At 67.6% G+C, this 24,145-nt stretch carries 19 protein-coding genes; 5 read left to right on the top strand and 14 right to left on the bottom strand.

Translation table 11 applies throughout. From position 1 onward, the window contains the following. The first annotated feature begins 14 nt into the window (after positions 1-14). Positions 15-1,070 (top strand): tRNA 2-selenouridine(34) synthase MnmH, encoded by a 1,056-nt coding sequence (gene mnmH, locus Q0672_RS13160; protein WP_298622857.1) that lies wholly within the window; start codon positions 15-17, stop codon positions 1,068-1,070. Positions 1,071-1,076: 6 nt separating this feature from the next. On the opposite strand, the gene Q0672_RS13155 is transcribed toward mnmH, so the two are convergent. The 4 genes from Q0672_RS13155 to Q0672_RS13140 all read right to left on the bottom strand — a co-directional run bounded on the left by Q0672_RS13155 (position 1,077) and on the right by Q0672_RS13140 (position 7,747). Further along, on the bottom strand, positions 1,077-5,225 hold the full coding sequence (locus tag Q0672_RS13155) for a PAS domain S-box protein (RefSeq protein ID WP_298622855.1): 4,149 nt from the start codon (positions 5,223-5,225) through the stop codon (positions 1,077-1,079). A gap of 142 nt (positions 5,226-5,367) precedes the next feature. After that, positions 5,368-6,786, bottom strand: a complete 1,419-nt coding sequence (locus tag Q0672_RS13150) for a PhoH family protein (protein ID WP_298622854.1) — start codon at positions 6,784-6,786, stop codon at positions 5,368-5,370. A gap of 42 nt (positions 6,787-6,828) precedes the next feature. Then, positions 6,829-7,284, bottom strand: coding sequence for a peroxiredoxin (locus Q0672_RS13145; protein ID WP_298622851.1), 456 nt, complete (start codon positions 7,282-7,284; stop codon positions 6,829-6,831). 85 nt (positions 7,285-7,369) lie between these two features. Next, complete coding sequence (locus Q0672_RS13140; RefSeq protein WP_153160411.1) at positions 7,370-7,747, bottom strand: Mth938-like domain-containing protein; 378 nt, start codon at positions 7,745-7,747, stop codon at positions 7,370-7,372. 177 nt (positions 7,748-7,924) lie between these two features. On the opposite strand from Q0672_RS13140, the gene Q0672_RS13135 reads away from it, so the two are divergent. Together Q0672_RS13135 and Q0672_RS13130 are read left to right on the top strand one after the other, a co-directional pair. Then, positions 7,925-9,151, top strand: a complete 1,227-nt coding sequence (locus tag Q0672_RS13135; RefSeq protein WP_298622847.1) for a pyridoxal phosphate-dependent aminotransferase — start codon at positions 7,925-7,927, stop codon at positions 9,149-9,151. A gap of 72 nt (positions 9,152-9,223) precedes the next feature. Then, a complete protein-coding gene (locus tag Q0672_RS13130; RefSeq protein ID WP_298622845.1) occupies positions 9,224-10,531 on the top strand; it encodes a homoserine dehydrogenase in 1,308 nt (435 codons plus the stop codon). A gap of 106 nt (positions 10,532-10,637) precedes the next feature. On the opposite strand, the gene Q0672_RS13125 is transcribed toward Q0672_RS13130, so the two are convergent. From Q0672_RS13125 to Q0672_RS13095, 7 genes are all read right to left on the bottom strand, one after another. Further along, on the bottom strand, positions 10,638-11,477 hold the full coding sequence (locus Q0672_RS13125) for a thiazole synthase (protein ID WP_298622843.1): 840 nt from the start codon (positions 11,475-11,477) through the stop codon (positions 10,638-10,640). A gap of 11 nt (positions 11,478-11,488) precedes the next feature. Continuing rightward, the gene (gene thiS / locus Q0672_RS13120; protein ID WP_153160408.1) at positions 11,489-11,695 is read right to left on the bottom strand and encodes a sulfur carrier protein ThiS; all 207 of its coding nucleotides are present in this window, start codon (positions 11,693-11,695) and stop codon (positions 11,489-11,491) included. Then, positions 11,692-12,645: a lipoyl synthase gene (gene lipA / locus Q0672_RS13115; protein WP_298622841.1), complete on the bottom strand. Its 954-nt coding sequence runs from the start codon at positions 12,643-12,645 to the stop codon at positions 11,692-11,694. Before lipA ends, thiS begins: the two co-directional genes overlap by 4 nt. A 52-nt stretch (positions 12,646-12,697) precedes the next feature. Next, a complete protein-coding gene (locus Q0672_RS13110) occupies positions 12,698-13,810 on the bottom strand; it encodes an acetoin dehydrogenase dihydrolipoyllysine-residue acetyltransferase subunit (protein WP_298622839.1) in 1,113 nt (370 codons plus the stop codon). Then, positions 13,810-14,820 (bottom strand): alpha-ketoacid dehydrogenase subunit beta, encoded by a 1,011-nt coding sequence (locus Q0672_RS13105; protein ID WP_298622837.1) that lies wholly within the window; start codon positions 14,818-14,820, stop codon positions 13,810-13,812. Before Q0672_RS13105 ends, Q0672_RS13110 begins: the two co-directional genes overlap by 1 nt. Positions 14,821-14,858: 38 nt before the next feature. After that, positions 14,859-15,833 carry a thiamine pyrophosphate-dependent dehydrogenase E1 component subunit alpha gene (locus Q0672_RS13100; protein WP_298622835.1) on the bottom strand — a complete coding sequence of 325 codons (975 nt, stop codon included), beginning with the start codon at positions 15,831-15,833 and terminating at the stop codon, positions 14,859-14,861. A gap of 67 nt (positions 15,834-15,900) precedes the next feature. Continuing rightward, complete coding sequence (locus Q0672_RS13095; RefSeq protein WP_298622871.1) at positions 15,901-16,959, bottom strand: NAD(+)/NADH kinase; 1,059 nt, start codon at positions 16,957-16,959, stop codon at positions 15,901-15,903. Positions 16,960-17,334: 375 nt separating this feature from the next. Here Q0672_RS13095 and Q0672_RS13090 point away from each other — a divergent pair, with 375 nt between their 5' ends. Beyond that, entirely contained in the window at positions 17,335-19,347 is a 2,013-nt protein-coding gene (locus Q0672_RS13090; RefSeq protein ID WP_298622833.1) for a sigma-54-dependent Fis family transcriptional regulator, read from the top strand. A 66-nt stretch (positions 19,348-19,413) separates the two neighbouring features. Here Q0672_RS13090 and Q0672_RS13085 read toward each other — a convergent pair whose 3' ends face one another. The 3 genes from Q0672_RS13085 to Q0672_RS13075 all read right to left on the bottom strand — a co-directional run bounded on the left by Q0672_RS13085 (position 19,414) and on the right by Q0672_RS13075 (position 23,096). Further along, a complete protein-coding gene (locus Q0672_RS13085; protein WP_228111786.1) occupies positions 19,414-20,091 on the bottom strand; it encodes a c-type cytochrome in 678 nt (225 codons plus the stop codon). A gap of 105 nt (positions 20,092-20,196) precedes the next feature. Then, positions 20,197-21,861 carry a PQQ-binding-like beta-propeller repeat protein gene (locus tag Q0672_RS13080; protein WP_298622830.1) on the bottom strand — a complete coding sequence of 555 codons (1,665 nt, stop codon included), beginning with the start codon at positions 21,859-21,861 and terminating at the stop codon, positions 20,197-20,199. A 98-nt stretch (positions 21,862-21,959) separates the two neighbouring features. Further along, a complete protein-coding gene (locus Q0672_RS13075; protein WP_298622828.1) occupies positions 21,960-23,096 on the bottom strand; it encodes a porin in 1,137 nt (378 codons plus the stop codon). A gap of 343 nt (positions 23,097-23,439) precedes the next feature. Here Q0672_RS13075 and Q0672_RS13070 point away from each other — a divergent pair. Next, positions 23,440-24,145, top strand: a 706-nt coding sequence (locus Q0672_RS13070; RefSeq protein ID WP_298622826.1) for a phosphomethylpyrimidine synthase ThiC, incomplete at its 3' end; no start/stop codon positions are given.

Genomic DNA, 24,145 nt, shown 5'->3' with positions numbered 1-24,145 from the left:
GGTTCATTCTTCTCGTGTCTTCCCAGCCAGATTATCTTTCCGCGAGCCTCGATCGGCTCGACAGCTTCGATTCGATCGTCGATGTACGCTCGCCCGCCGAGTTCGCCGAGGATCATATCCCCGGCGCCATCAACTGTCCGGTGCTCGACGATGAGGAGCGGGCGCGGGTGGGCACGCTGTACAAGCAGGTGTCGCCCTTCGAGGCCCGCAAGCTGGGTGCGGCGCTGGTGTCGCGCAACATCGCCCGCGCCATCGAGACGCATTTTCTCAGCAAGCCGAAGGGCTGGAAACCGCTGATCTACTGCTGGCGCGGCGGCCAGCGCAGCGGGGCGATGACCATCGTGCTCAATCAGGTGGGCTGGGCTGCCCGGCGCCTCGAAGGCGGCTACAAGGTTTTCCGCCAGCGGGTGCTCGACGACCTCGAAACCCTGCCGGCTGACCTGGCCTTCCGGGTGCTGTGCGGGCCCACCGGCAGCGCCAAGACGGCGCTGCTGGGGGCGCTGGCCGATGCGGGCGAGCAGGTGCTGGATCTGGAAGGACTGGCCATCCACCGGGGGTCGGTGCTCGGCGGCGAGGCGAGCACGCCCCAGCCGGGGCAGAAGGCCTTCGAGACGCGCCTGTGGTCGGTGCTGCGCGGGGTCGATCCGGCGCGGCCGGTATGGACCGAATCCGAGAGCCGGCGCATCGGCCGCCTGCACGTGCCCGGCGCGCTCTTTGAATGCCTGCGCAGCGCCGACTGCGTACGCATCGACGCGCCGCTGGCGGCTCGGGTGGACCATCTGCTGGCGCGTTACACCGATCTCATCGCCGATCCGGCGGATTTCTGCAGCAAGCTCGACCGGCTGGTGCCCCAGCACGGCCACGAGCAGGTGGCGGCCTGGAAGGCGCTGGTCGAGGCGAAGGCCTGGCCGCAGCTGGCCGCCGAGCTGGTCACCCGGCATTACGACCCGGCCTATCGCCGCGGCGGCGAGGGGCTGTACCGGCGCCTGGCCGAGGGGCAGACGCTGGCCGTGCCGAGCCTGGATGCCGCCACGCTGGCGGAGGTGGCCCGGGGGCTCGCCGGGCGCTGAGCGCCCTCAGGCGTGTTCCGGTCTTTCGATCTCGGCGGCGGTGTCGGCGATGGCGGCCTTCAGGCCGGCAGCCAGGGTCAGGGCTTCGGGCCGGCCGTAGCGGGCGGCGTGCTCGGTCTGGCGGGCGAGTTCGGCGAGGCGTGAGGCCATGATGTTGGCGGCCGAGCTCTTGAGGGCGTGGGCCACCTCGACGATCCGGCGCAGATCGCCGGCGGCGATGGCTTCGTCCAGCCCGGCCTGCCGTTCGGCAGCGCTGCCGGCAAAGATCCCCAGCAGGCGTGCGACGAACTCGGGCCGCCCCGGATAACGGGCGGCGAGGGCGGCGCGGTCGATCATCGGATCGGGCGCCGGGGCTGGCGGCTTGCCGACGTGGCGGAGGAGGGTCTCCACGAGGATGTCCAGATCGAGGGGTTTGGCGATGTGGGCGACCATGCCGGCCTCAAGGCATCTGGCGCGCTCCTCGGCCAGGGCGTGGGCGGTCTGGCCGATCACCGGCAGGCCCGGCGCCAGCTCGGCGATCCGGCGGGTGGCTTCGTAGCCGTCCATCTCGGGCATCTGGATGTCCATCAGCACCACCTGGAAGGCATCGGCGCCGTGGCTCGCAACCGCATCCACCGCCTGGCGGCCGTTATCCACCATGGTCAGGATGGCGCCTTCGGAGAGCAGCATGTCCTCGAGCACCATCTGGTTGACCTCGTTGTCCTCGGCGGCGAGCACGCGGATGCCGGCGAGGCGTTCGGGCTGCGCGGCGTTGTCGGCGGCGGGCGGCGCGGGCAGGGCCGGGCGCGGGGCGGGGATGTAGGGCACGCGGACCTCGAACACGCTGCCCTGGCCTTCGGTGCTGGTGGCGCTGATGGTGCCGCCCAGAAGATCGACGATGCGCTTGGTGATCGCCAGCCCCAGCCCGGTGCCGCCAAAGCGGCGGGTGGTGGAGCTGTCGGCCTGCTCGAAGGCGTTGAAGAGCTGGGCAAGCTGGGCCTCGGCGATGCCGATGCCGGTGTCGGCGATGCGGAACACCAGGCTGTCGCCATCAAGGGCGGCGCTGAGCGAGACCTCGCCCTTCTCGGTGAACTTGAGGCCGTTGGAGAGCAGGTTGGTGAGGATCTGGCCCAGGCGCAGGGGGTCGGCGAGGCAGCTTTCGGGCAGGTCGGGCGCCCGCACGAGGCGCAGGGCAAGGCCGCGGCTCTCGGCCCGTTCGTCGAAGGCGGTGGTGATGGTCTCGAGCAGGGCCGGCAGGTCCACGGGGACGGCTTCGATGTGGAGCTTGCCGGCTTCGATCTTCGAGAAGTCGAGGATGTCATTGACCACGCCCAGCAGCAGCTTGCCCGAATCGAGGATGTGGGCGAAGGCGCTGCGTTGCTGGGGGTCGGTGCTGTCGCGGTAGCCGATGTGGGCGAAGCCGAGGATGCCGTTGAGCGGGGTGCGGATCTCGTGGCTCATGTTGGCGAGGAACTCGCTCTTCACCCGGGCCAGCCGCTCGGCGGCGAGGCGGGCCTGCTCGCGTTCTTCTTCGAGGGCGCGCCGTTCGGTCGCGTCCATGAAGCTGACCACCGCGCCGACGATGCGGCCGTCGCGGACCATCGGGTGGGTGGAGTAGATCACCGGCACCGGGTGGCCGTCGGTGTGCCAGTAGACCTCGTCGGTGATGGTCATTCCCTCGCCGTGCTGGAGGGTCTGGTTGGTGGGGCAGTCGCAGGTGGAGGGGCTGCCGTCCGGGTGGCTGTGGTGAATCAGCGCGTGGATGTGGGTGCCGATGACGGCTTCCTGGTCGAGCCCGAGCATCCGGCAGGCCGACGGGTTGATGAAGGTGACGCGGCCGTGGTTGTCGACGCCATACACGCCGTCGGCGGTGGATTCGAGGATCAGCCGCAGATTGGCTTCGGAGCTGGAGAGCTGCGCGGCGCGTTCGGCAACCAGCCTTTCGAGGTGCTGCTGATGCTGCTGGAGCTCGTCTTCCAGCGCCCGGCGGCCGGTGACGTCGCGGCATACGCCGAAGACCCGGTCGATCCGGCCGTCGTCGTCGAACACCGCGCTGGCCCAGTCGGCCACCCAGATGTAACTGCCGTCACGCTTGCGCAGGCGGTATTCGACGGCGTAGTCAGGGGTGTCGGGGGTGAGGCCGGCGAGGGCGTTGGCGATGCCTTCCTGATCTTCGGGGTGGACCAGGGCGAGGTAGTGCTGGCCCGTGCCTTCGGTATCGAGGCCCCAGGCGCGGGGGACGTCGCCGCTGCGATGCACGCGGTCGGTGGATGGCACGTATTCGTAGGCGCCCATGTTGGCGGCGTGGAGCGCCAGCCGCATGCGCTTCTCGCCGGCTTCCTGGGCGGCTGCCGAGAGGGCGCTGGCGATGCCGATGGCGGCGGTGTGGGTGGCCACGTCCACGATCTTTTCGGCCGCAGCGACGTCGATGCCGACGTCGGTGTTGAGGACGGCGAAGGTGCCCAGCAGACGCCCGTCGGCGTCGAGGATCGGGGTGGACCAGATGGCCTGGAGCCCGGCGTCGAGGGCCGCCGCGTGGAGCGCCGACCAGCGCGCATCGGTGCGGATGTCGTCGAGGAGCACGGCGTCGTGGAGGAAGCTGGCGCTGGTGCCGGCGTTCCGGTTGAGGCCGATCGGCAGGCCATCCACGGCACGGTTGAAGGTGTCGGGCAGGCTGGGGGCGGCGCCGTGGCGCAGGGTGCCGGTGCTGGCGTCGAAGAGCAGGACGGTGCAGCGCAGGCCGCCGGCCTGGGCTTCGACGCCGCGCACCAGTTCGTCGAGCACGCGGGGCAGCGGGGCGCCGCTGGCGATCATCTCGAGGACATGGTTCTGGGCCGCCTGCAGGCCCGTGGCCCGCCGGCTTTCGGCCACGTCGTGGGCCACGCAGAGGTAGCCGGACGCGCCGTTGCGGCCGCTGGCGAGGGGGGTGACGATCTGGGAAACCTGGATCGGGCTGCCGTTCTTGAGGCGGTAGGATCGTTCGGTGCGTCCGGCGCGGGCCTGGCGGGCCAGGGGGGCTTCCGCCGGCGAGGTGTCGGGGTCGGCGGGGGGCGGGTCGGACTGGAGTTCGTCGAGGCGGCACTTGCCGACGACTTCATGGGCCGGGTAGCCGAGGAGGTTCTCTGCGCCCTGGTTGAACAGGGTGATCAGGCCCCGGTGGTCGGTGGCGATGATCGCCACCTCCGAGGCCGCGTCGAGCACCCCACCCAGCAGCCGGTTGGTGCTCGCCAGCCGGCGGTAGAACAGGCTGACCGACAGCAGGGCGAGGGCGACCAGCACCGCCGCAGCAAGGGCGCGCCATTGCCAGGCTTCCAGCACGCTGGCCCGGGAGATGCCGACGACCACGTAGAGGGGAAAGTGCTCCAGGCGCTGGAAGCTCACGATGCGCTGCACGCCGTCGTACTGGCCGGTGCTCTGCACCGAGCCCGAGACGGCGCCGGCTGCGATCTGCCGGTGGGCCGGGTGGTCGGGGTCGATCTTGTTGATGATGCCGGGGCTGTAGGGGTGGCTGGCGACGATCTTGCTGGAATCCACGCGCCGGACGGCGGCCGCGCCTTCGGGGCCGAGCTGGGCGTCGGCCAGCAGGCGCTCGAAGTAGGCGAGGTCGAGGGGCGTGCTGACCACGCCGAGAAAGCGCCCCTGGGCGTCGCGGATGCCCCGCAGCAGCACGATGGCGTTGCGGTTGGTGGTGCGCGAGACGACCACATCCGAGATGACCAGCCCGCTCGCCGGGTTGTCGCGGGCAGCCTGGAAATGGGCGCGGTCGGCCACGTTCACCTGCCGGTTGGCGGCGGCGCTGTCGGTGGTGAGGATCTGCTCGCCGGCGGCGTTGAAGATGCGCACGCTGTTGAGCTGGGGAATGCGCGAGAGGTACAGGCGCAGGCGGCGCGATTCTTCGCGCCAGGCAGCGTCGAGGGCGGCGCGGTCGGCCATGTGGGGCGCGACGATGGCTGCCGTCTCGGCCAGCAGCATGTCGGCGGTGTTGAGGGTGGTGTCGAGGGCAAAGGCGTTGACCCGGGCGATGGCGCTCGAGGTGGTCTCAGCCTTGGTGATCGTGTCGTGATAGCTGGACCACGACAGGTAGGCGAGGACCAGTGCGGTGGTCAGCAGGGCGGCAAGCTGTCCCCAGTACGCCAGCCTCAGGGGGCGCTTCTCGATCTGACTGAAATCTCCCACCACGCCCTCTCTTCCATCCGGGTTTCCGGTGGATCACGGAATCTGCACAAAAACGTGCTGGCGGGGATTGCTCTCCGCCAGCTGCCCTGTATCGCTTATCGGCGGTCGGGGCGAAAGCTTGACGCGCCGGTGCCGTGCGGGCTTACAGCACCTCGGCGGCGTGGTCGGCCAGCCGCGAGCGCTCGCCCCGCTGCAGGGTGATGTGGCCGGAGTGGGGCCAGCCCTTGAAGCGGTCCACCACGTAGGTGAGGCCCGACGAGCCCTCGGTGAGGTAGGGCGTGTCGATCTGCGCGATGTTGCCCAGGCACACCACCTTGGTGCCGGGGCCGGCGCGGGTGATGAGGGTCTTCATCTGCTTGGGGGTCAGGTTCTGGGCCTCGTCGATGATGAGGAACTTGTTGATGAAGGTGCGCCCGCGCATGAAGTTGAGGGACTTGATCTTGATGCGGCTGCGGATCAGGTCCCGCGTGGCGGCGCGGCCCCACTCGCCGCCCTCGCCGGTGGTGCCGTTGAGCACGTCGAGGTTGTCTTCCAGCGCGCCCATCCACGGGGCCATCTTTTCTTCCTCGGTGCCGGGCAGGAAGCCGATGTCCTCGCCCACCGGCACGGTGACGCGGGTCATGATGATCTCGGAGTAGCGCTTGGTCTCGAGCACCTGGGTGAGGCTGGCGGCCAGCGTGAGCAGCGTCTTGCCGGTGCCGGCCTGACCGAGGAGGGTGACGAAGTCGATCTCCGGGTTCATCAGCAGGTTGAGGGCGAAATTCTGCTCGCGGTTGCGGGCGGTGATGCCCCACACGTTGTTCTTCTGGTGGGAGTAATCCACCAGCGTCTCGAGGGTGACGGCCCGCCCGGCTTTCTCCTTGACCCACGCCTGCAGGGGCTGCTCGCCTTCCTGGTAGACGAACTCGTTGATCAGCAGGTCGGCGGTGTCGGGGCCCTTGAGCTTGTAGTAGGTGTGGCTGTCCTGCTTCCAGGATTCGATGTCCTTGCCGTTGGTTTCCCAGAAGGCGGCGTCGATCTCCTTGGTACCGGTGTAGAGCAGGTCGGTGTCTTCCAGCACCTTGTCGTTGAAGTAATCCTGCGCGGCCAGGCCCAGGGCGCGGGCCTTGATGCGCATGTTGATGTCCTTCGACACCAGGATCACCGGGCGCTTCTTGTCGAACTTCTCGTAGAGGTACATCACCACCGCGAGGATCTGGTTGTCGCCCTTGGCGGTGGGCAGCGCGGCGGGCAGCTTGATGTCGATGGCCTCGGTCTGGAGGAACAGCCGGCCGCTGGCGAGCTCGGACGACGGGCCGAAGAGGCTGATCCCGGACTCGATGCCTTCCGGGCACGAGCCGACGATCTCGTCGAGGGATCGGCTGGCCTGGCGGGCGTTGCGGGCGACTTCCGACATGCCCTTCTTGTTGGAGTCGAGTTCTTCCAGCGTCATCATCGGCACGAAGATGTCGTGCTCTTCGAAGCGGTAGAGGCTGGTGGGGTCGTGCATCAGCACATTGGTGTCGAGGACGAACAGCTTGGTGGCGGGGGCTTTGGACTTCGCGGGGCGTCGGGTGGCCATGGTGGTCTCGTCTTCCGGGGCTGTCTGTCGGGGGCGGGGGGCTTAAAGGGTCTTCACGTAGTCCAGCACTTCCTGGGCGTGGCCGGGCACCTTCACGCCGCGCCATTCGCGCCGCAGCACGCCATCGGCGTCGATCACGAAGGTGCTGCGCTCGATCCCGCGCACCTGCTTGCCGTACATGTTCTTCATCTTCATCACGCCATACAGCGTGCAGGCGGTCTCGTCCGGGTCGGAAACCAGCGCGAAGGGCAGCGCCTGCTTGGCGCGGAAGTTGTCGTGGGATTTGATGCTGTCGCGGGAGATGCCCAGCACGACCGCGCCAGCAGCGACGAACTCGTCGTGCAGGTCGCGAAAGTTCTGGCTTTCGGTGGTGCAGCCGGGGGTGCTGTCCTTCGGGTAGAAGTAGAGCACCACTTTGCTGCCCTTGAGGGACGACAGGCTGAAGTCGGGGTTGCCGGTGGCGGGAAGGCTGAAGTCGGGCGCTGCCTGGTCGAGCATGATGTCTCCGGATTCGGTTGGGTGCGCCGCCAGCCTAATCCGAAACGCGCCGGGCTGACAATCGGCCCGGCGTGAAGATTGCCCGTCAGGCCGGGTCGAAGAGCAGCGCCGCGGCCACGTTGCGGTGCTCGGCCACCAGGATGTTGTAGGTCCGGCAGGCCGAGCCCAGGTCCATCACCTCCAGCCCGATGCGGGCGTCGATGAGGGCCTTCATCAGCTTGGGGGCCGGAAAGCGCTGGCGCATGCCGGTGCCGAGGATCACGATCTCGCAGCCCAGCCCGGCCAGGTGGGCGAAGGCGGCTTCGTCGAGGGTCTCGAAGCTGCCGGGGTGCCAGTTGGTGTCGAGGCGTTCGGGCATGACGATGAGGTTCGATTCGTGGCGCTCGGGCCCGATCATCACGTGGCGCGCGTCGTAACGGGCGATGGTGTAGTACTGGTCGCTCTTGTCGAGGTGGAGTTTCATGATTTTTATGGGTCCAGGGACGGGGGCTGATTTGCCCGGTCAGGGTGGCTTGGGTAACATTATAGCTTTGCGTCGTTCCGCACTCCCGTGCCGACCACGCGTGGAACAATGAGTCGCCAAGCCAAATTGCGTGTCGCCACCGAGCCCGCGCCCACTCTCCAGGAAACGGAAACCGCCGTGCAACCAATCCGCAAGTCCGACAAACTCGCCAACGTCTGCTACGACATCCGCGGCCCCGTGCTGCAGAAGGCGAAGAAGATGGAGGACGAGGGTCACAAGATCATCAAGCTGAACATCGGCAATCTGGCCGCCTTCGGCTTTGATTCGCCGGAAGAAATCCAGCTCGACATGATCCGCAACCTGCCCAACGCGGCCGGCTACTCGGATTCGAAGGGGATCTTCGCGGCCCGCAAGGCGATCATGCATTACACCCAGCAGAAGCACATCAAGGGTGTGACGCTGGAAGACATCTACGTGGGCAACGGCGTGTCCGAACTCATCGTGATGGCGATGAACGCGCTGCTCAACACCGGCGACGAAGTGCTGGTGCCGGCCCCCGACTACCCCCTGTGGACCGCCGCCGTGAGCCTCTCCGGCGGCACCCCGCGCCACTACATCTGCGACGAGGCCAACGACTGGCAGCCTGATCTGGACGACATCCGCGCCAAGATCACCCCGCACACCCGCGCCATCGTCATCATCAACCCGAACAACCCGACCGGCGCCGTCTATCCCGACGAAACCCTCAAGGCCATCGTCGCGATCGCCCGCGAGCACGGCCTGATCATCTACGCCGACGAGGTCTACGACAAGGTGCTGTACGAGGGCATCTCGCACACCTCCATCGCCTCGCTGTCCGAAGATGTCCTCACCGTCACCTTCAACGGCCTGTCCAAGAACTACCGTTCCTGTGGCTACCGCGCCGGCTGGATGGTGGTGTCCGGCGACAAGCGTCCTGCGGCCGACTACATCGAAGGCCTCAACATGCTGGCCTCGATGCGCCTGTGCGCCAACGTGCCCGGCCAGTACGCGATCCAGACGGCCCTCGGCGGCTACCAGAGCATCGACGACCTCGTCGCCCCCGGCGGCCGCATGCGTCGCCAGCGCGATCTCGCCCACGAGCTGATCACCGCGATCCCCGGCGTCACCTGCGTCAAGCCCAAGGCCACGCTGTACATGTTCCCGAAGCTCGACCCGAAGATGTACCCCATCGAGGACGACCAGCAGTTCATCGCCGAGCTGCTCGAGGCCGAGCGCGTGCTGCTGGTGCAGGGCACCGGCTTCAACTGGCCGAGCCCCGACCACTTCCGGCTGGTCTTCCTCCCCCACGAGGACGACCTGCGTGACGCCATCGGCCGCATCGCCCGTTTCCTGGCGAGCTACCGCAAGCGGCACGGCACCTGACATCCCGGCCGGCTGCAGTCTGCGCCGGCCGTTTTTTCATCCTTCACCCTAACTTTTCACTCCACCAGAACCATGAAACCCATCAATGTTGGCCTCCTGGGCATCGGCACCGTCGGCGGTGGCACCTTCACCGTCCTCAAGCGCAACGAAGAAGAAATCACACGCCGCGCCGGCCGGCCGATCCGCATCACCACCGTGGCCGACAAGAACCTGGAGCTGGCGAAGAAGGTTGCCGGTGACGGTGTCAAGCTGACCGACGACGCCTTCTCGGTCGTCACCGATCCCGAGATCGACATCGTCGTCGAGCTCATCGGCGGCTACGGCATCGCCAAGGAACTCGTACTGAAGGCCATCGAGAACGGCAAGCACGTGGTCACCGCCAACAAGGCGCTGCTCGCCGTGCATGGCAACGAGATCTTCGCCGCCGCCCAGAAGAAGGGCGTGATGGTGGCCTTTGAAGCCGCCGTCGCCGGTGGCATCCCGATCATCAAGGCGCTGCGCGAAGGCCTCTCCGCCAACCGCATCCAGTGGCTCGCCGGCATCATCAACGGCACCACCAACTTCATCCTGTCCGAGATGCGCGACAAGGGCCTGTCGTTTGCCGAAGTGCTGGCCGAAGCCCAGCGCCTGGGTTACGCCGAAGCCGACCCGACCTTCGACATCGAAGGCATCGACGCTGCCCACAAGGCCACCCTGATGGCCTCCATCGCCTTCGGCGTGCCGGTGCAGTTCGACAAGGCCTACGTGGAAGGCATCAGCAAGCTCGACGGCGTGGACATCAAGTACGCCGAGCAACTGGGCTACCGCATCAAGCTGCTGGGCATCGCCCGCCGCCGGGATTCCGGCATCGAGCTGCGCGTGCATCCCACGCTGATCCCCGAAAAGCGCCTGATCGCCAACGTCGAAGGCGCGATGAACGCCGTGCTGGTGCAGGGCGACGCCGTGGGCGCCACGCTGTACTACGGCAAGGGCGCCGGCGCCGAGCCGACCGCCTCTGCCGTCATCGCCGATCTGGTGGATGTCACCCGCCTGCACACCGCCGACCCCGAGCACCGCGTGCCGCACCTGGCCTTTCAGCCCGATCAGATCACCGAGCTGCCGGTGCTGCCGATCGACGAGGTGGAAACCAGCTACTACCTGCGCCTGCGCGTGCTCGACAAGCCGGGCGTGCTGGCCGACATCACCCGCATTCTGGCCGACCAGTCGATCTCCATCGACGCCATGCTGCAGCGCGAGCCGGAAGAGGGCGAATCCCAGACCGACATCATCATCCTGACCCACCTGACCATCGAGAAGAACATGGTCGCGGCGATCGCCAAGATCGAGGGCCTGGATTCGGTGACCGGCAAGGTGACCCGCCTGCGCCTCGAGAACCTGTAATCCGTCCGGATTCCCGGTTCCAGCAAGAAGACGCCTTCGGGCGTAGTGCCGTTCATGTAGCGCTGAACGGCATTACGCCCGAAGTCGCGTTTACAGTTTCGGCCTGTCAGGCCACTCGCCTTCCCGGGCGCTGGCCGATCACGCCGTCCACCGGTGAGCTCGGGCTGCCCTGGTATTCGCGCCGGGGCATGCGGCCGGCAAGAAACGCGTGGCGGCCGGCGCTGACCCCTTGCCGCATCGCCAGCGCCATGCGCACCGGGTCGCCGGCGGCGGCGATGGCGGTGTTCATCAGCACGCCGTCGCAGCCCAGCTCCATCGCGATGGCGGCGTCCGACGCGGTGCCCACGCCCGCATCCACGATCACCGGCACGCGGGATTCGTCGATGATGATGCGCAGGTTCCACGGGTTGAGGATGCCCATGCCGGAGCCGATGAGGCTCGCCAGCGGCATGATCGCCACGCAGCCGATGGCTTCGAGCATCCGCGCCTGCACCGGATCGTCGGAGCAATACACCATCACCCGGAAGCCATCGCGCACCAGGGTTTCGGCCGCGCGCAGGGTTTCGGGCATGTTGGGGAAGAGCGTCTCGGGGCTGCCCAGCACTTCCAGCTTGACGAGATCGTGGCCGTCGAGCAGTTCGCGGGCGAGGCGCAGGGTGCGCACGGCGTCCTCGGCGGTGTAGCAGCCGGCGCTGTTGGGGAGCAGGGTGTGGCGCTTCGGGTCGAGGGCGTCGAGCAGGCTCGGCGCGGACGGGTCCTGGCCGATGTTCACCCGGCGGATCGCCACGGTGACGATCTCCGCCCCGCTGGCGTCGATGGCGTCGCGGGTCTGGGCGAAATCCCGGTACTTGCCGGTGCCCACCAGCAGGCGCGAGCCGAAGACCTGGCCGCCAAGCACGAAGGGCGTATCCAGCGGCCCGGCGGTGGTGCTGAAGTTTGGTTCCATGTTTCCCATGACTAGCCTCCTCCCACGGCCACGACGATCTCGACCCGGTCCTGGCCTGAGAGCCCGGTCTCGGCGTAGCGCCCCTTGGGGACGATCTGCCCGTTCACTTCCACTGCGATCCGCTTGCCGGTGTAGCCGAGCGAATCCACCAGATCGGTCACTTTCCAGCCGGATGGCACGTCGGCCGCTCGCCCATTTACGCAGATGACCGTGTTCATCGCGCCTCCTGCACGCCGGGGGCGAGCTCATCTGCCCGATAGGACGAGCGCACCAGCGGCCCGGCGGCCACTTCGGAAAAACCCATCCCGAGGGCGACGCGCCGCCATTCGTCGAAGGACTCCGGCGTCACGTAGCGATCCACCGGCAGGTGGGAGGGTGACGGCCGCAGGTACTGGCCGAGGGTGAGGATGTCGCAGCCGTGGGCGCGCAGATCGCGCAGGGTGGCGAGGATCTCCTCGTCCGTCTCGCCCAGGCCCAGCATCAGGCCAGACTTGGTGGGTACCGTCGGCAGCAGGCGCTTGACCTGCGCGATGAGGGAAAGCGAGCCCTGGTAATCGGCGCCGGGGCGCACGGCCCGGTAGAGGCGTTCGACCGTCTCGATGTTGTGGTTGAAGACATCCGGCGGCGTGGTGGCCAGGTGGTCAAGGGCGAGCGCCTCGCGGCCGCGGAAATCCGGCGTCAGCACCTCGACGCGGATACCCGGCACAGCGCCGCGCACCGCGTCGATGCAGGCCGCGAAGTGGGCGCCGCCGCCGTCGCGCAGGTCGTCGCGGTCCACCGAGGTGATGACCACATAGCGCAGGCGCATCTCACGCACGGCGTCGGCCAGGCGGCGCGGCTCGTCCGCATCCAGCGCGGCCGGGCGGCCGTGGGCCACGTCGCAGTAGGGGCAGCGCCGGGTGCAGATGCCGCCCATGATCATGAAGGTGGCGGTGCCGCGGGTGAAGCACTCGCCGATGTTGGGGCAGTCGGCTTCTTCGCAGACGGTGTGCAGGGTGTGGCTGCGCAGGCGCTCGCGCAGGGCACTGACCACCGCCGTGCCCGGATCGCGGGCGCGCAGCCAGGGTGGCTTGGGCGGGGATGCGCGGGCGCTGTCGACCTTGACCGGGATGCGGGCGAGCTTGTCGGCGCCGCGCAGACCGGCGTGCCCGTCGATGGCTTGGGTCATGGAGTCTCTCCGATGGGCGCGGGGCCGGAGGGCCCCGCGCGGGTTGGGACGATCAGCCGACGAAGCGGGCGATGGCCCGGTTCACCTCGTTGGCGGCCTCCATCTGCACCATGTGGCCGCGGTTGGGCAGCACTTCCACCTGGTAGCGGCCGGACAGCGCGTTGGCGTGGGCGACCGGGATGATGCGGTCTTCCTCACCCCACACCAGCAGCACCGGCTTGGCGATCTCCGGCAGCGCGTCGGCCAGCACCACTGCCTGCTGGCCGCCGGCGAAGAGCTTGCCGGAGAGGGTGGTGAGCGCGCTGCCGACGCCTTCGAGGCGCTTGTACTTGAGCAGGTCATCCACCAGCTGGCGGGTGACCAGCCCGCTGTCGGCGAAGAGATCGGCCAGCACCGGCTTCAGCGCGTTGCGGCTGCCGGCGGCGACGAAGCCGTCGATGTAGCCGCTGTTGATCTCGCTGCCGAGGCCCGCCGAGCACACCAGCGAGAGCGAACGAACCCGCTCCGGGTGGCGCCGGGCGACCATCAGCGACACCGCGCCGCCCATGGAGTGGCCGACCAGGTGGGCGGCATCCACGCCCACCGCATCCAGGAAGGCCGCCACGGTGTCGGCAAGGCTCTCCAGCGTGCCTTCGCCCACGTCCTTGGTGGATTCGCCGTGGCCCGGCAGGTCGAGCGCGTACACCTCCCGGTCGGCGGCCAGCGCCTCATGGTTGAACAGCCAGTTGTTGAGGTCGCCGCCGAAGCCGTGGATCAGCAGCATCGGCTCGCCGCCTTCGCCGCGCTTGAGGTAGCGCAGGCGGTGGCCATTCACGTCGATCTTCTGGGGCGTCGGGCCCTGGTCCTCTGCTTCGCCGTCGGCGGGTTTGAAGTTGGACAGGTAGTCGGCCACGTAGGCGTCGATGTCGGCATCCGACACGCTCGCGTCGGCGATCACACCCAGCAGGCCGCCCACCGGCAGCACGTCTTCCTCGTTGGCGAGGGTGCGGCGCAGCACGCCGCTCTCGGCCGCCTCGACGGCGCCGGCGATCTTCTCGCTCTCGACCTCGACGATCTCCTGGCCCTTCTCGATGGCATCACCCACCTGCTTGAGCCAGCCGTTGACCTTCCCCTCCTGCATGGAAAGGCCCCACTTGGGCATGGTGACGGGATGGATGGCGGACATCAGCGGTACTCCTTGAGGGACTTGGCGGCTGCGACGATCTTGGCAGCGCTGGGGATGTAGAGCTCTTCGAGCGAATCGCTGAAGGGCACGGGAGAGTGGGGGCCGGTGATCTGGCGGATCGGCGCCTTGAGGCTGGCGAAGGCGTTTTCGGCGACGAGGCCGGCGATGTCGGAGGCCATGGAGCAGCGGGGATGGGATTCATCCACCACGATCAGGCGGCCGGTCTTCTCGACGCTTTCGAGGATGGTGTCGGTGTCCAGCGGCGAGGTGGTGCGCGGGTCGATGATCTCGCACTGCACGCCGGCCTTCTGCAGCTCGGCGGCGGCCTCCTGGGCCTTCTGGACCATGCGGCCGATGGCGACGATGGTCACGTCGTTGCCTTCACGCACCACGGCGGCTTCGCCGAAGGGCACGGTGTAGAGCTCTTCCGGCACCTCGCCTTCCATCGTGTACAGCGCCTTGTGCTCCAGGAAGATCACCGGGTCGTTGTCGCGGATCGACTGGATCAGCAGGCCCTTGGCGTCGTAGGGGTTGGACGGCACCACCACCTTCAGGCCCGGGATGTGGGTGAAGATGTTGTAGAGGCACTGGGAGTGCTGGGCCGCGGCGCGGAAGCCGGCGCCGTACATGGCGCGGATGACCACCGGCGTCTCGGCCTTGCCGCCGAACATGTAGCGGAACTTGGCGGCCTGGTTGAAGATCTGGTCGAAGCACACGCCGAGGAAATCCACGAACATCAGCTCGGCCACCGGGCGCATGCCGCAGCAGGCGGCGCCGACCGCCGCGCCCACGTAGCCGGATTCGGAGATCGGGGTGTCGATCACCCGGCCCGGGTGCTTGTGGTAGAGGCCGCGGGTGACGCCCAGCACGCCGCCCCAGGCGTCCTGCTCGCCGGGCGAGCCAGCGCCGCCGGCTACGTCCTCGCCCATGACGATGACGTTCTGGTCGCGGCTCATTTCCTGGTCGAGGGCCTCGTTGATGGCCTGCTGGTAGGTGATTTTTCTTGCCATGATGGGTTTGTCTCCTTTGAATTCCGTTGGGTGGCGGCTCAGTAGCTCACGTACACGTCGGTGAGCAGGTCGGCTTCGCCGGGCTTGGGATCGGACTTGGCCTTGACCACCGAGCCGTCGATGAGGGCCTTCACTTCGGCGTCGATGGCGTCGAGTTCGGCCTGGGTGAGGGCGCCGCTCTGGGTGACGCGGCGGGCGAACTGCATCAGGCAGTCCTTGGTCTCGCGCAGGGCCTGCACTTCGCCCGGGGCGCGGTAGGTCTGCTGGTCGCCCTCGAAGTGGCCGTAGTAGCGCGACAGCTTCACCTCCACCAGCGACGGGCCGCCGCCGCTCCTGGCGCGCTCGATGGCCTCGCCGGCGGCCTCGTACACCGCGAAGAAGTCGAAGCCATCCACGGTCACGCCGGGCATGCCGAAGGCCGAGGCGCGGTCGGCGATGTTTTCGCAGGCCACCGAGAACTTGGACGAGGTGGCCTCGGCGTAGCCGTTGTTCTCGGCCAGGAAGATCACCGGCAGGTTCCACACCGAGGCGAGGTTCATGGCCTCGAAGATCGTGCCCTGGTTGGAGGCACCGTCGCCGAAGAAGCACACGCTCACGAAGGGCTGGCCGCGCAGCTTGGCGGCGAGCGCCGTGCCGCACACCAGCGGGCCGCCGCCGCCAACAATGCCGTTGGCGCCGAGCATGCCCACCGACAGGTCGGCGATGTGCATCGAGCCGCCCTTGCCCTTGCAGGTGCCGGTGGTGCGGCCCCAGATCTCGGCCATCATCCCCACCGGGTCGACGCCCTTGGCGATGCAGTGGCCGTGGCCCCGGTGGGTGCTGGCGATGTGGTCTTCGGCGGTGAGGTTCATGCACACGCCGGTGGCCGACGCCTCCTCGCCGGCGTACAGATGCACGAAGCCCGGGATCTCGCCGGTGGCGAAATCGGTGTGCAGGCGTTCTTCGAACTCACGGATGGTGCGCATGGTGCGATAGGCCTTGAGCAGGTCTTCGCGTTCGAGTTTCTTGGTCACGGTTGTCTCCAGTCGTTGGATGTTTTGAGGGCACCCGGCGGCGGCCCGGTGAGTCCGCCGCCCGGATTCAGGCCGGGGCGATCGTGCGATCGGCGCCCGTTGGCCCCGGCGCGGCGGGCGGGCCGTCGCGCAGGGCGGGTTCTGGTCTGGCAGTCACCACGAGGGCGTCTGCCGCATGGGCGGCGGCCAGCGTGGTCGCCACGTCGAGGGTGATCGGGCCGTCGAGGGCGAGCCGCACGCTCGCCGGGCCGCGGCCGTCGAGCACGATCTCGGGCTCGCCGTCGAGGGCCAGGATGGCGGGCTTGCTGCCGAGCTCGAAGGCAATGCCGGGCTGCATCAGGCCGCTGGCCGCCACGTCCACCGCCTGCACGAGCCCGGGCGAGATCGCCGCGAGGCGGGCCGTGCCGGCGCCCTGACGCACCCAGCGTCCAAACGGCGCGGTGCGGGCGATCGGGCCGCAGGCGGCGGCGATGGCGGAAAGTCCGATCGCGTCGGGCTCGGCGAAGGCCGCAAACACGGCCTCGACGGCATCGGCGGCATATACCGCCCGGGCGCCGATGTGCTCGGCCGGCATCACGCCCACATCCACCAGGGCCATGGATTCGCCGCCGGGGTGCGTGATGCGCAGGCACTTGTTGTGGATGCAGGCGGGCATCACGCGCCCGGTGGCTGCGAGCCCAGCCGCCAGCCCGACGACGGTCGCTTCGCCCAGGGCCGGAAAGGCGTTGTTGGTGCCGGTGGAGAGCGTCGCCAGCGGAATGTCGCCCGACGCCAGCGCCACCGCCCGGTGGGTGCCATCACCGCCGAGCACGACGATCATCGCCACCCCGGCTGCGCGCATCTCGCGCACGGCCCGGACGGTGTCGCGGTCGTCCTCCAGCACCGGCATGTCGATGAAATCCACCCGCGGCCAGCGGGCGTTGCCGCGACGGCGATTGAGCTCGACCGCCTTGCGGAGGCGGACGGCGATGCCGGCCCGGTCGGGCATCATCAGTACGCGGGTCACCCCCGTCGCGCCGAGGGCGCCGAGCAACCGTTCGACACAATTGACCTTGTCGGCGGCGGAATAAACCGAGGCCCCGCTGGTCAATCGCCGGATATCGTGCCCGGACGCAGGATTGGCCACAATGCCAATCACGGGAGGGGCTTCCGATATTTGTCTCACGATGGCTCCGCTATTTGGATTCAGGTCCAATCCATTTAGCAGTTCGCGTGCCAGCAATTGCCCGTATTTTTCATATTGCGGCGCATTAGTGGAAATAGCCAGGGCAATCAGTGTGATTGGCGTTATTGGGCTGGCTATTGCGGCGGCGCAATAAAATGACGTGAGCCATAAGTTGATACAGGCGACCGAAAATAACCAGGAAAATTAGACACCTGTCTCATTTTCTCGGTGGTGTCGCGGCATTGATTTAATTGACGTAACGGAATACGCTTCGCGCTACCAAAGGAAGCAATACATAAAAATCCCTACCTATTAATAAACAAAGGGGAAAAAACAATGATTCGGGGTCATGGAGAGATCGCCCGCCATGTGGCGCGGGTGGTCGATGTGGTGGAGCGCGGCAGCATCGCAAGCCGCCAGCCGGTGCACGACAGGCTGGCACGGTCGTGGGAGCGCTCCCTCAGCAACTATCGTGTCGACCCGGGGCAGGCCAGCCTGCCGCAGGTGGTCACGGCCCGCGAGCTGCGCGAGCACCGGGAGCGGCTCGATACCTTCATGCGCATCGCGCGGGAGGGCGTCGACCGCCTTTACGATTCGCTGCGGCCGGCCAAATACTGCGTGCTGCTCACCGACGCAGCCGGCGTCACCGTCGACCTGCGCACCGTGCCCGAGCTGGAGCGCGAATTCCGCGCCGAAGGCTTTCGCGATGGCACCCGCTGGTCCGAGATGGAAGAGGGCACCTGCGGCGTCGGCACCAGCCTTGTCGATCGCCAGCCGATCCTGGTGCATCGGGACGAGCATTTCCGCTCCCACAACATCGCCTTCACCTGCAGCTCGGCGCCGATCTTCGGTATTGACGACGAGCCGCTGGCGGTGCTCGATGCGTCGGCCCTCAATTCACCGGAGCACCGCGAGAGTCAGGTGCTGGTCTTTCAGATGGTGGTGGAGAAGGCGCGCCTGATCGAGGATGCCTTTGCCTTCCACAGCCTGCGCAGCTATTGGGTGCTCCAGCTCGGTCGCAGCCCCGAGCTGATGCATGTGCATACCGATTACCTGGTCGCCTTCGACGACGGCGGTCGCATCGTGGGCGGTAACCGGCGCGCCCGGCAGGAGCTGCTGCAGCGCCGCGGGCCGGCGCCGGAATACATCGGCGATCTCTTCGAGTGTTCGGCGGCAGATCTGCTCTCTGCGTCCCACGCCCGCCCGGGGCAGGCGATCCCGCTGCGCATCCAGGGTAGTGGCGCGCGCATCTTCGGGCTGCTCCGCGCCCCCGACGCCCGACCCCGCTCCGCGCCGGCGCATCCGGTGGCATCCGGCGGCGAGGCCGTCAGCACTGCCGAGGCGCGGGGCTTCGGCCACCTGGCCACCGACGACCCACGGGTGCGCAACAACGTGCAGCGCGCCCTCAAGGTGGTCAATCGCGACATCCCGGTGATGCTGCTGGGCGAGACGGGCACCGGCAAGGAGGCCTTCGCCAAGGCCATCCACGACGCTAGCGACCGCCACAAACAGCCCTTCGTGGCCCTCAACTGTGCGGCGATCCCGGAAAGCCTGATCGAGAGCGAGCTCTTCGGTTACCGGGACGGCGCCTTCACCGGCGCCCGCAGCAAGGGCGCGCGGGGCAAGATCATCCAGTCCGACGGCGGCACGCTGTTCCTCGACGAGATCGGTGACATGCCGCTGGTGCTGCAGAGCCGTCTGCTGCGGGTGCTGGCCGAGGGCGAGGTGCTGCCGCTGGGCGCCGAGCAGCCGATTCCGGTGCGCCTGCACATCGTCTGCGCCACCCACCAGGATCTGCCGCGGCTGGTGGCCGAAGGGCGTTTCCGGGAGGATCTGTACTACCGGCTCAACGGCGCGGTCTTCCTGCTGCCGCCGCTGCGGGAGCGGGAGGACATCGGCACGGTGATCGACCGGGTGCTGCACGAGGAAGCCCAGGCCATGAGCCGCGAGCTGCGCCTTGCCGACGAAACCCGCGACGCCCTGCTGCGCCACCCGTGGCCGGGCAACATCCGCCAGCTGCGCCATGCGATGCGCTACGCCTGCGCGATCAGCGACGGGCCGCTGCTGATGCCCCAGTCGTTCCCGCCGGATCTCTTCAACGCCGCGCCGTCGACCTTGATGCGGGCGGCGGCCCAGCCGGCACTGCCGCCGCTGGTTGCGGAGACGGAAGCCCCGGCGCCTGCCCTCAAGCCCAAGGATCTGGCGCTGCGCGAACGCATGCTCGAAACCCTGCGCCGTAACCAGTGGCAGGTGACGGTGTCGGCCAGGGAGCTGGGGCTGTCGCGGGCCACCTTCTACCGCAAACTCGCCAAGCTGCAGATCGTCGCGCCCAATCGTCAGGCGTGGTGACGACTTCCAGCGCTAACGAAAAAGGGGCCTCGTGGCCCCTTTTTCTTGTGGCTGACGCTGCGGGCGCTACGGCTGCTGGCGCCCCAGATGCTTGAGATAGGCCACCAGCTCCCAGATCTGGTCTGGCGTGAAGGCGGCGCCCCAGGGAGGCATCACCTCGGCGCCCTGGCGGCCCTTGCTGATGGTTTCGAAGGCCAGCTCGGGCGGAAGGTCGTCGCCGCGGCCCTTGAAGTCCGGCGCCCGTCCGCCGGTGCCCTCGTGGCCGTGGCAGTAGCCGGCGCAGGTCTTGGCAAAGCGACGGCGACCGGCCTCCACGCGGGCCGGGTCATCCAGATCGAAGGGCGCCAGCGTCAGGTGGGTGGCGGCCTTTGGCTGGGTGGCGGCGATCAGTTTGACGTAGGCGGTCAGCTGCTCGATGGCCTCCTCGTCGAGCACCGTGCCCCAGGGCGGCATGGCCTTGTCGCCATGCTTGCCGCGCACGATGCGTTCGTGGATCAGCGTAGGGTCGAGATCGGTACGTCCGGCGAGGCGCGGGCCATAGCTGGCGGCGCTGCTGCCAGGGGCGACGCCGGTGCCGGCTGCGCCGTGGCAGCTCACGCACAGGGCGTCGAAACGATTCTTGCCGGCGGCTACGCGGGCCTTGGCGTCGTCGGCTGGTGGCGCGACCGCGACGGCGGCGGTGGCGATCGACAGGAGGGCAAGCCCGCGCAGCAGCGTCGGGCGGAGACGGATCGAAGTTTTCATTGTTGTGCTCATCCAAAAAAATGGGGTGCGGCGAGGGGAGGTCTCGACGCCGCACCCCGGAACAGCACGGCAGCCGCGTCCGGCGTGGCCGTGCTGCGGAGCCGCTTACTCGAGGGTGAAGGCCATCAGGGCCGCGCCACCGGGCAGATCCTTGATCTGCGGGAAGGCGCCGGCCAGGAAGCCCGGCGCGTGGGAGCCGAGGCCGGTGGGGATCACGATGTACTGCTTGCCCTTGACGGAGTAGCTCACCGGGCCGCCGCGCACGCCGGAGCCGGCGTTGAAGCGCCACAGCTCCTTGCCGTTGTCGGCGTCGTAGGCAAACAGGTGGCCTTCCATGTCGCCGGTGAACACCAGCCCGCCGCCGGTGGTGAGCACGCTGGCGAGCGGGGGCAGCGGGTAGCGGATGCTCCACTTGATCTTGCCGGTGAGCGGGTCGCGGGCATCCAGCCGGCCATCGGGCTTCTTGCCGGAAGGCGGCGGCACCAGCTTGATCTCGTCGATGCCCAGCGACAGGGCCGAGATGGCGGTGAGGTTGGCCGGGTCGTCCTTGCCGGCGACGACCTCGTTGCACACTTCCATCGCGTGGGTGTACCAGAGCCCGGTGCCCGGGTTGTAGGCGCCGTGGTTCCAGCTGCGGGCGCCGAGCAGGTTGGGGCACAGCAGTTCACGCTTGCCCGGCTGGGGGCGGCGCGGCTCGATCAGGGCGCCTGTCTTCGGGTCGATGCCCTTGGCCCAGTTCATGTTCTCGGCAAACTGCCAGACGTTTTCCAGGCTGCCGTCCTGCTTGTCCATCACGAACACGAAACCGCTCTTGTTGAGGTGGACGATCACGTCCTTGCCACCCTTCTTGACCACCAGCGCCTCGTAGGCCGCGTCGAAATCCCAGCTGTCGTGGGGGATCTCCTGGCGGTGCCACTTGAGCTTGCCGGTCTTGGGGTCGATGGCGAGCAGGGTCGAGGTGTACTTGTTGTCGCCCTCGCGGCCCAGGGTGTAGTAATCCGGCGCGGCGTTGGAGGTGCCGATATAGATGGTGTCGGAGGCTTCGTCGTAGGTGCCCGGCATCCACGCCGAGCCGCCGCCCACCTTGCCGCTCTCGCCCGGCCAGCTTGCCGGGCCATCCTTGATGATCTCGAAGTTCCAGGCCGGCTTGCCGGTGTCGGCATTCACTGCGTAGATCTTGCCGGCGATGGGCTGGTCGCCGCCGGTGGTGCCGCCGAAGAGCACGTCGCCAGCCAGCTGGGGCGGCGACGAGAACAGCGCGCCGTACTGGGTCTTGGGATCGGTGAGCTGAGTGGACCACAGCTCCTTGCCGGTCTTCTGGTCGAGGGCCAGGAAGCGCCCGTCGAGAGTGCCAACGAAGACCTTGCCGCGGCCGACCGTCACGCCGCGGCTGGCCGAGGCGTAGAAGGCCTGCTTGGCGATGGGGTTGAGCTTGGTGGTGTAGTGCCAGATCGTCTTGCCGGTGGCGGCATCCACGGCCCACACGTTGTTGTCGGCCGAGATGTAATACAGCACGCCGTCCAGCACGATGGGGGTGGCTTGCAGGCCGTGGGCGATGTTGCCCGGCTGGTGCACCCAGGCCACCTTCAGCTTCTTCACGTTCTGCTTGTTGATCTGGGTGAGCGGGCTGAAGCGCCAGGCGTTGGAGCTGCGGTGGTACTGCGGCCAGTTGTCGGGGTCGGCGTAGCCGGGGCGCGCATCGGCAGCCACACAGGCGCCGGCGACGAGCAGCGAGGCGGCGGCAAAGACGGGGGACAGGACACGTTTCATGATGGGGTTCCTCGTGAAATAGGGTGCGGATCGGCGGTCTGGCAGCGGGGCGGGCAGGGCAGGGGAGGCCCGCCTCCGGTGTTCGGGCGCAGGCGGTCTCAGAAAGTGAAGTTGATGCCGGCGTTCAGCAGCGTCGAGCGATGGCCCACGCTGGGAATGCCCGCCGCGACGATGCTGGTCTTGATCGTCGCCGCCGAATCCGCATCGACGAAGGCGGTCTGGACGTAGAGCGTCGTGTCCTTGCGCAGCGCGAAATCGTTGGAGATCACGATGTTGCGGGTGTGGTCGCCCGAATTGAGGCGGTCCTTGTTGTCGTAGTAGGCGAGCGTCGCGGTGTTGTCGGCGCGCCATTTCCAGTCGACGCCCACGCCGATGGCGTTCACGTTCGACACGTTGAGGCCGTTCGAGTGGTTGTTGCGGGCGTTGAGGTAATTGGCCTTGAAAGTGAAATCGCCAAAGGGCACCGCAATGCCCAGGCCGCCGTGGCGCACGTTGTCGTTGGCGGTCTGCTCGTCCTTGATGACCTGATACGAGGCCGACAGGATCACCGGGCCGGTATAGGTGCCGCCCAGGGCCCAGGCGCTGTTCTTCTGGGTGCTGCCCGACTGCCCGCCGGCCGACCACAGCACGCCGAAGCTGAAGGGCCCGACGGTATTGCGGTACTGGATCGCGTTGCTGAAGAAGATCCCCACGTCGTTATTGGTATTGCGGTCGGTGCCCGGCGCGCCGGCGGTGGCCTGGTATTGGTTATAGGCCCAGGCATAAAGGTTGGAGAATTGCTCCTTGAAGGCGCGCGGCTCGGTGCCGATATGGGCGAGCAGCGCCGGGCCATATTGGCGGCCCAGCGTCACGCTGCCCCAGTCGCCCTTCAAGCCGAGGTTGGCCTGACGCCGGAAGAACGGGGTGCCAGTGCCTTCCGCGTCGCCCGTGCCGTGAAAGCGGCCGTTGTTGGTGTCGTAGTGGATTTCCAGATTGAAGAAGCCTTCGAGGCCGCGCCCCAGGTCGCGGTCGCCCTTGAAGCCCAGGATCGACTGGCGCAGGCCGCTGGTTTCCATGGACGTCTTGCTCTTGCCGTCCGGGTCGGTGCGGCTCTGGTAAAGCAGGCCGGCGTCGATGATCCCGTAGATCTCGACATTGGTTTCGGCAAACGCCGGAAATGCAAGAACGGGCAGAACGACGGCGGCAGCAAGTCGGCCGTCGATTCGACCACGGCGGGTGGAAGAAATCGGTTTCATGGTTGTCTCCTCTTTTAATTGGTGGCTCCGGAATACCTCGCCGAAGCAACGGATGCCTTTTTCCCTGGGCGGGCCGGGCACGGGAGACTCATTGCAATTTCTTTGCCAGCAAATGAAATTCGCGCCGGATGGTAAATTAGGGTCAATTCGCGGGCGAATAAGGAGACACCTGTCTCAATTCTCTTCGTCAAATGGAGACGCCTGTTCGGCAAATGAGACAGATGCCCCAGCCAATTGCGGTTTTGGGCGGTGGATTGGCGTGGTCTGATATTTGCTGGTCGTCTTCGCCCCCACAAGGCCGGCGGTTATCTTTCCCGACCGCTTAACACCCACGGAGACTTTCATGAACGCCCACGATAAATTCCTCGCCGCGTCTGCCCACGTGGACGAGGCTGCCGTTGCCCCGCTGCCCAACTCCCGCAAGATCTACGTCGAAGGCTCGCGCCCGGACATCCGCGTGCCCATGCGCGAAGTCAGCCAGGCCGACACCCCGACCGGCTTCGGCGGCGAGAAGAACCCGCCGATCTACGTCTACGACTGCTCCGGCCCCTACACCGACCCGAGCGCGAAGATCGACATCCGCTCCGGCCTGCCGGCGCTGCGCCAGGGCTGGATCGAAGAGCGCGGCGACACCGAGGTGCTGCCTGACCTCACCTCCGAATACGGCCGCGCCCGCGCCGCCGACCCGGCCCTGGACGAGCTCCGCTTCCCCGGCCTGCACCGCAAGCCCCGTCGCGCCAAGGCCGGTGCCAATGTCTCCCAGATGCACTACGCCCGTCAGGGCATCATCACCCCCGAGATGGAATACGTGGCGATCCGCGAGAACCTCAACCGCGCCGCCTACCTCGAGAACCTGCGTAACACCGGCCCGATGGGCGAGAAGATGGTCAAGCTGCTGGGCCGCCAGCACCCAGGCCAAAACTTCGGCGCCGCTGTGTTTGCCAACCCCGCCGCCGAGATCACCCCCGAGTTCGTGCGCTCGGAGGTGGCCCGTGGCCGCGCCATCATCCCCAACAACATCAACCACCCGGAAAGTGAGCCGATGATCA

The organism is uncultured Zoogloea sp. (assembly GCF_937894855.1).
Taxonomy (GTDB): Bacteria; Pseudomonadota; Gammaproteobacteria; order Burkholderiales; family Rhodocyclaceae; genus Zoogloea; species Zoogloea oryzae.
Note: the sequence above shows the minus strand (reverse complement) of the source record. Positions and strands in the feature narration are given on the sequence as shown.

Excerpts from the sequence above, each read along its gene's own strand:
- Q0672_RS13090 (WP_298622833.1), top strand. The coding sequence starts at position 17,335 with ATGATTCGGGGTCATGGAGAGATCGCCCGCCATGTGGCGCGGGTGGTC.
- Q0672_RS13105 (WP_298622837.1), bottom strand. The coding sequence starts at position 14,820 with ATGGCAAGAAAAATCACCTACCAGCAGGCCATCAACGAGGCCCTCGAC.
- Q0672_RS13085 (WP_228111786.1), bottom strand. The coding sequence starts at position 20,091 with ATGAAAACTTCGATCCGTCTCCGCCCGACGCTGCTGCGCGGGCTTGCC.
- thiS (WP_153160408.1), bottom strand. The coding sequence starts at position 11,695 with ATGAACACGGTCATCTGCGTAAATGGGCGAGCGGCCGACGTGCCATCC.
- Q0672_RS13110 (WP_298622839.1), bottom strand. The coding sequence starts at position 13,810 with ATGTCCGCCATCCATCCCGTCACCATGCCCAAGTGGGGCCTTTCCATG.
- Q0672_RS13125 (WP_298622843.1), bottom strand. The coding sequence starts at position 11,477 with ATGGAACCAAACTTCAGCACCACCGCCGGGCCGCTGGATACGCCCTTC.
- Q0672_RS13150 (WP_298622854.1), bottom strand. The coding sequence starts at position 6,786 with ATGGCCACCCGACGCCCCGCGAAGTCCAAAGCCCCCGCCACCAAGCTG.
- Q0672_RS13075 (WP_298622828.1), bottom strand. The coding sequence starts at position 23,096 with ATGAAACCGATTTCTTCCACCCGCCGTGGTCGAATCGACGGCCGACTT.
- Q0672_RS13130 (WP_298622845.1), top strand. The coding sequence starts at position 9,224 with ATGAAACCCATCAATGTTGGCCTCCTGGGCATCGGCACCGTCGGCGGT.
- Q0672_RS13145 (WP_298622851.1), bottom strand. The coding sequence starts at position 7,284 with ATGCTCGACCAGGCAGCGCCCGACTTCAGCCTTCCCGCCACCGGCAAC.
- lipA (WP_298622841.1), bottom strand. The coding sequence starts at position 12,645 with ATGACCCAAGCCATCGACGGGCACGCCGGTCTGCGCGGCGCCGACAAG.
- Q0672_RS13140 (WP_153160411.1), bottom strand. The coding sequence starts at position 7,747 with ATGAAACTCCACCTCGACAAGAGCGACCAGTACTACACCATCGCCCGT.
- Q0672_RS13080 (WP_298622830.1), bottom strand. The coding sequence starts at position 21,861 with ATGAAACGTGTCCTGTCCCCCGTCTTTGCCGCCGCCTCGCTGCTCGTC.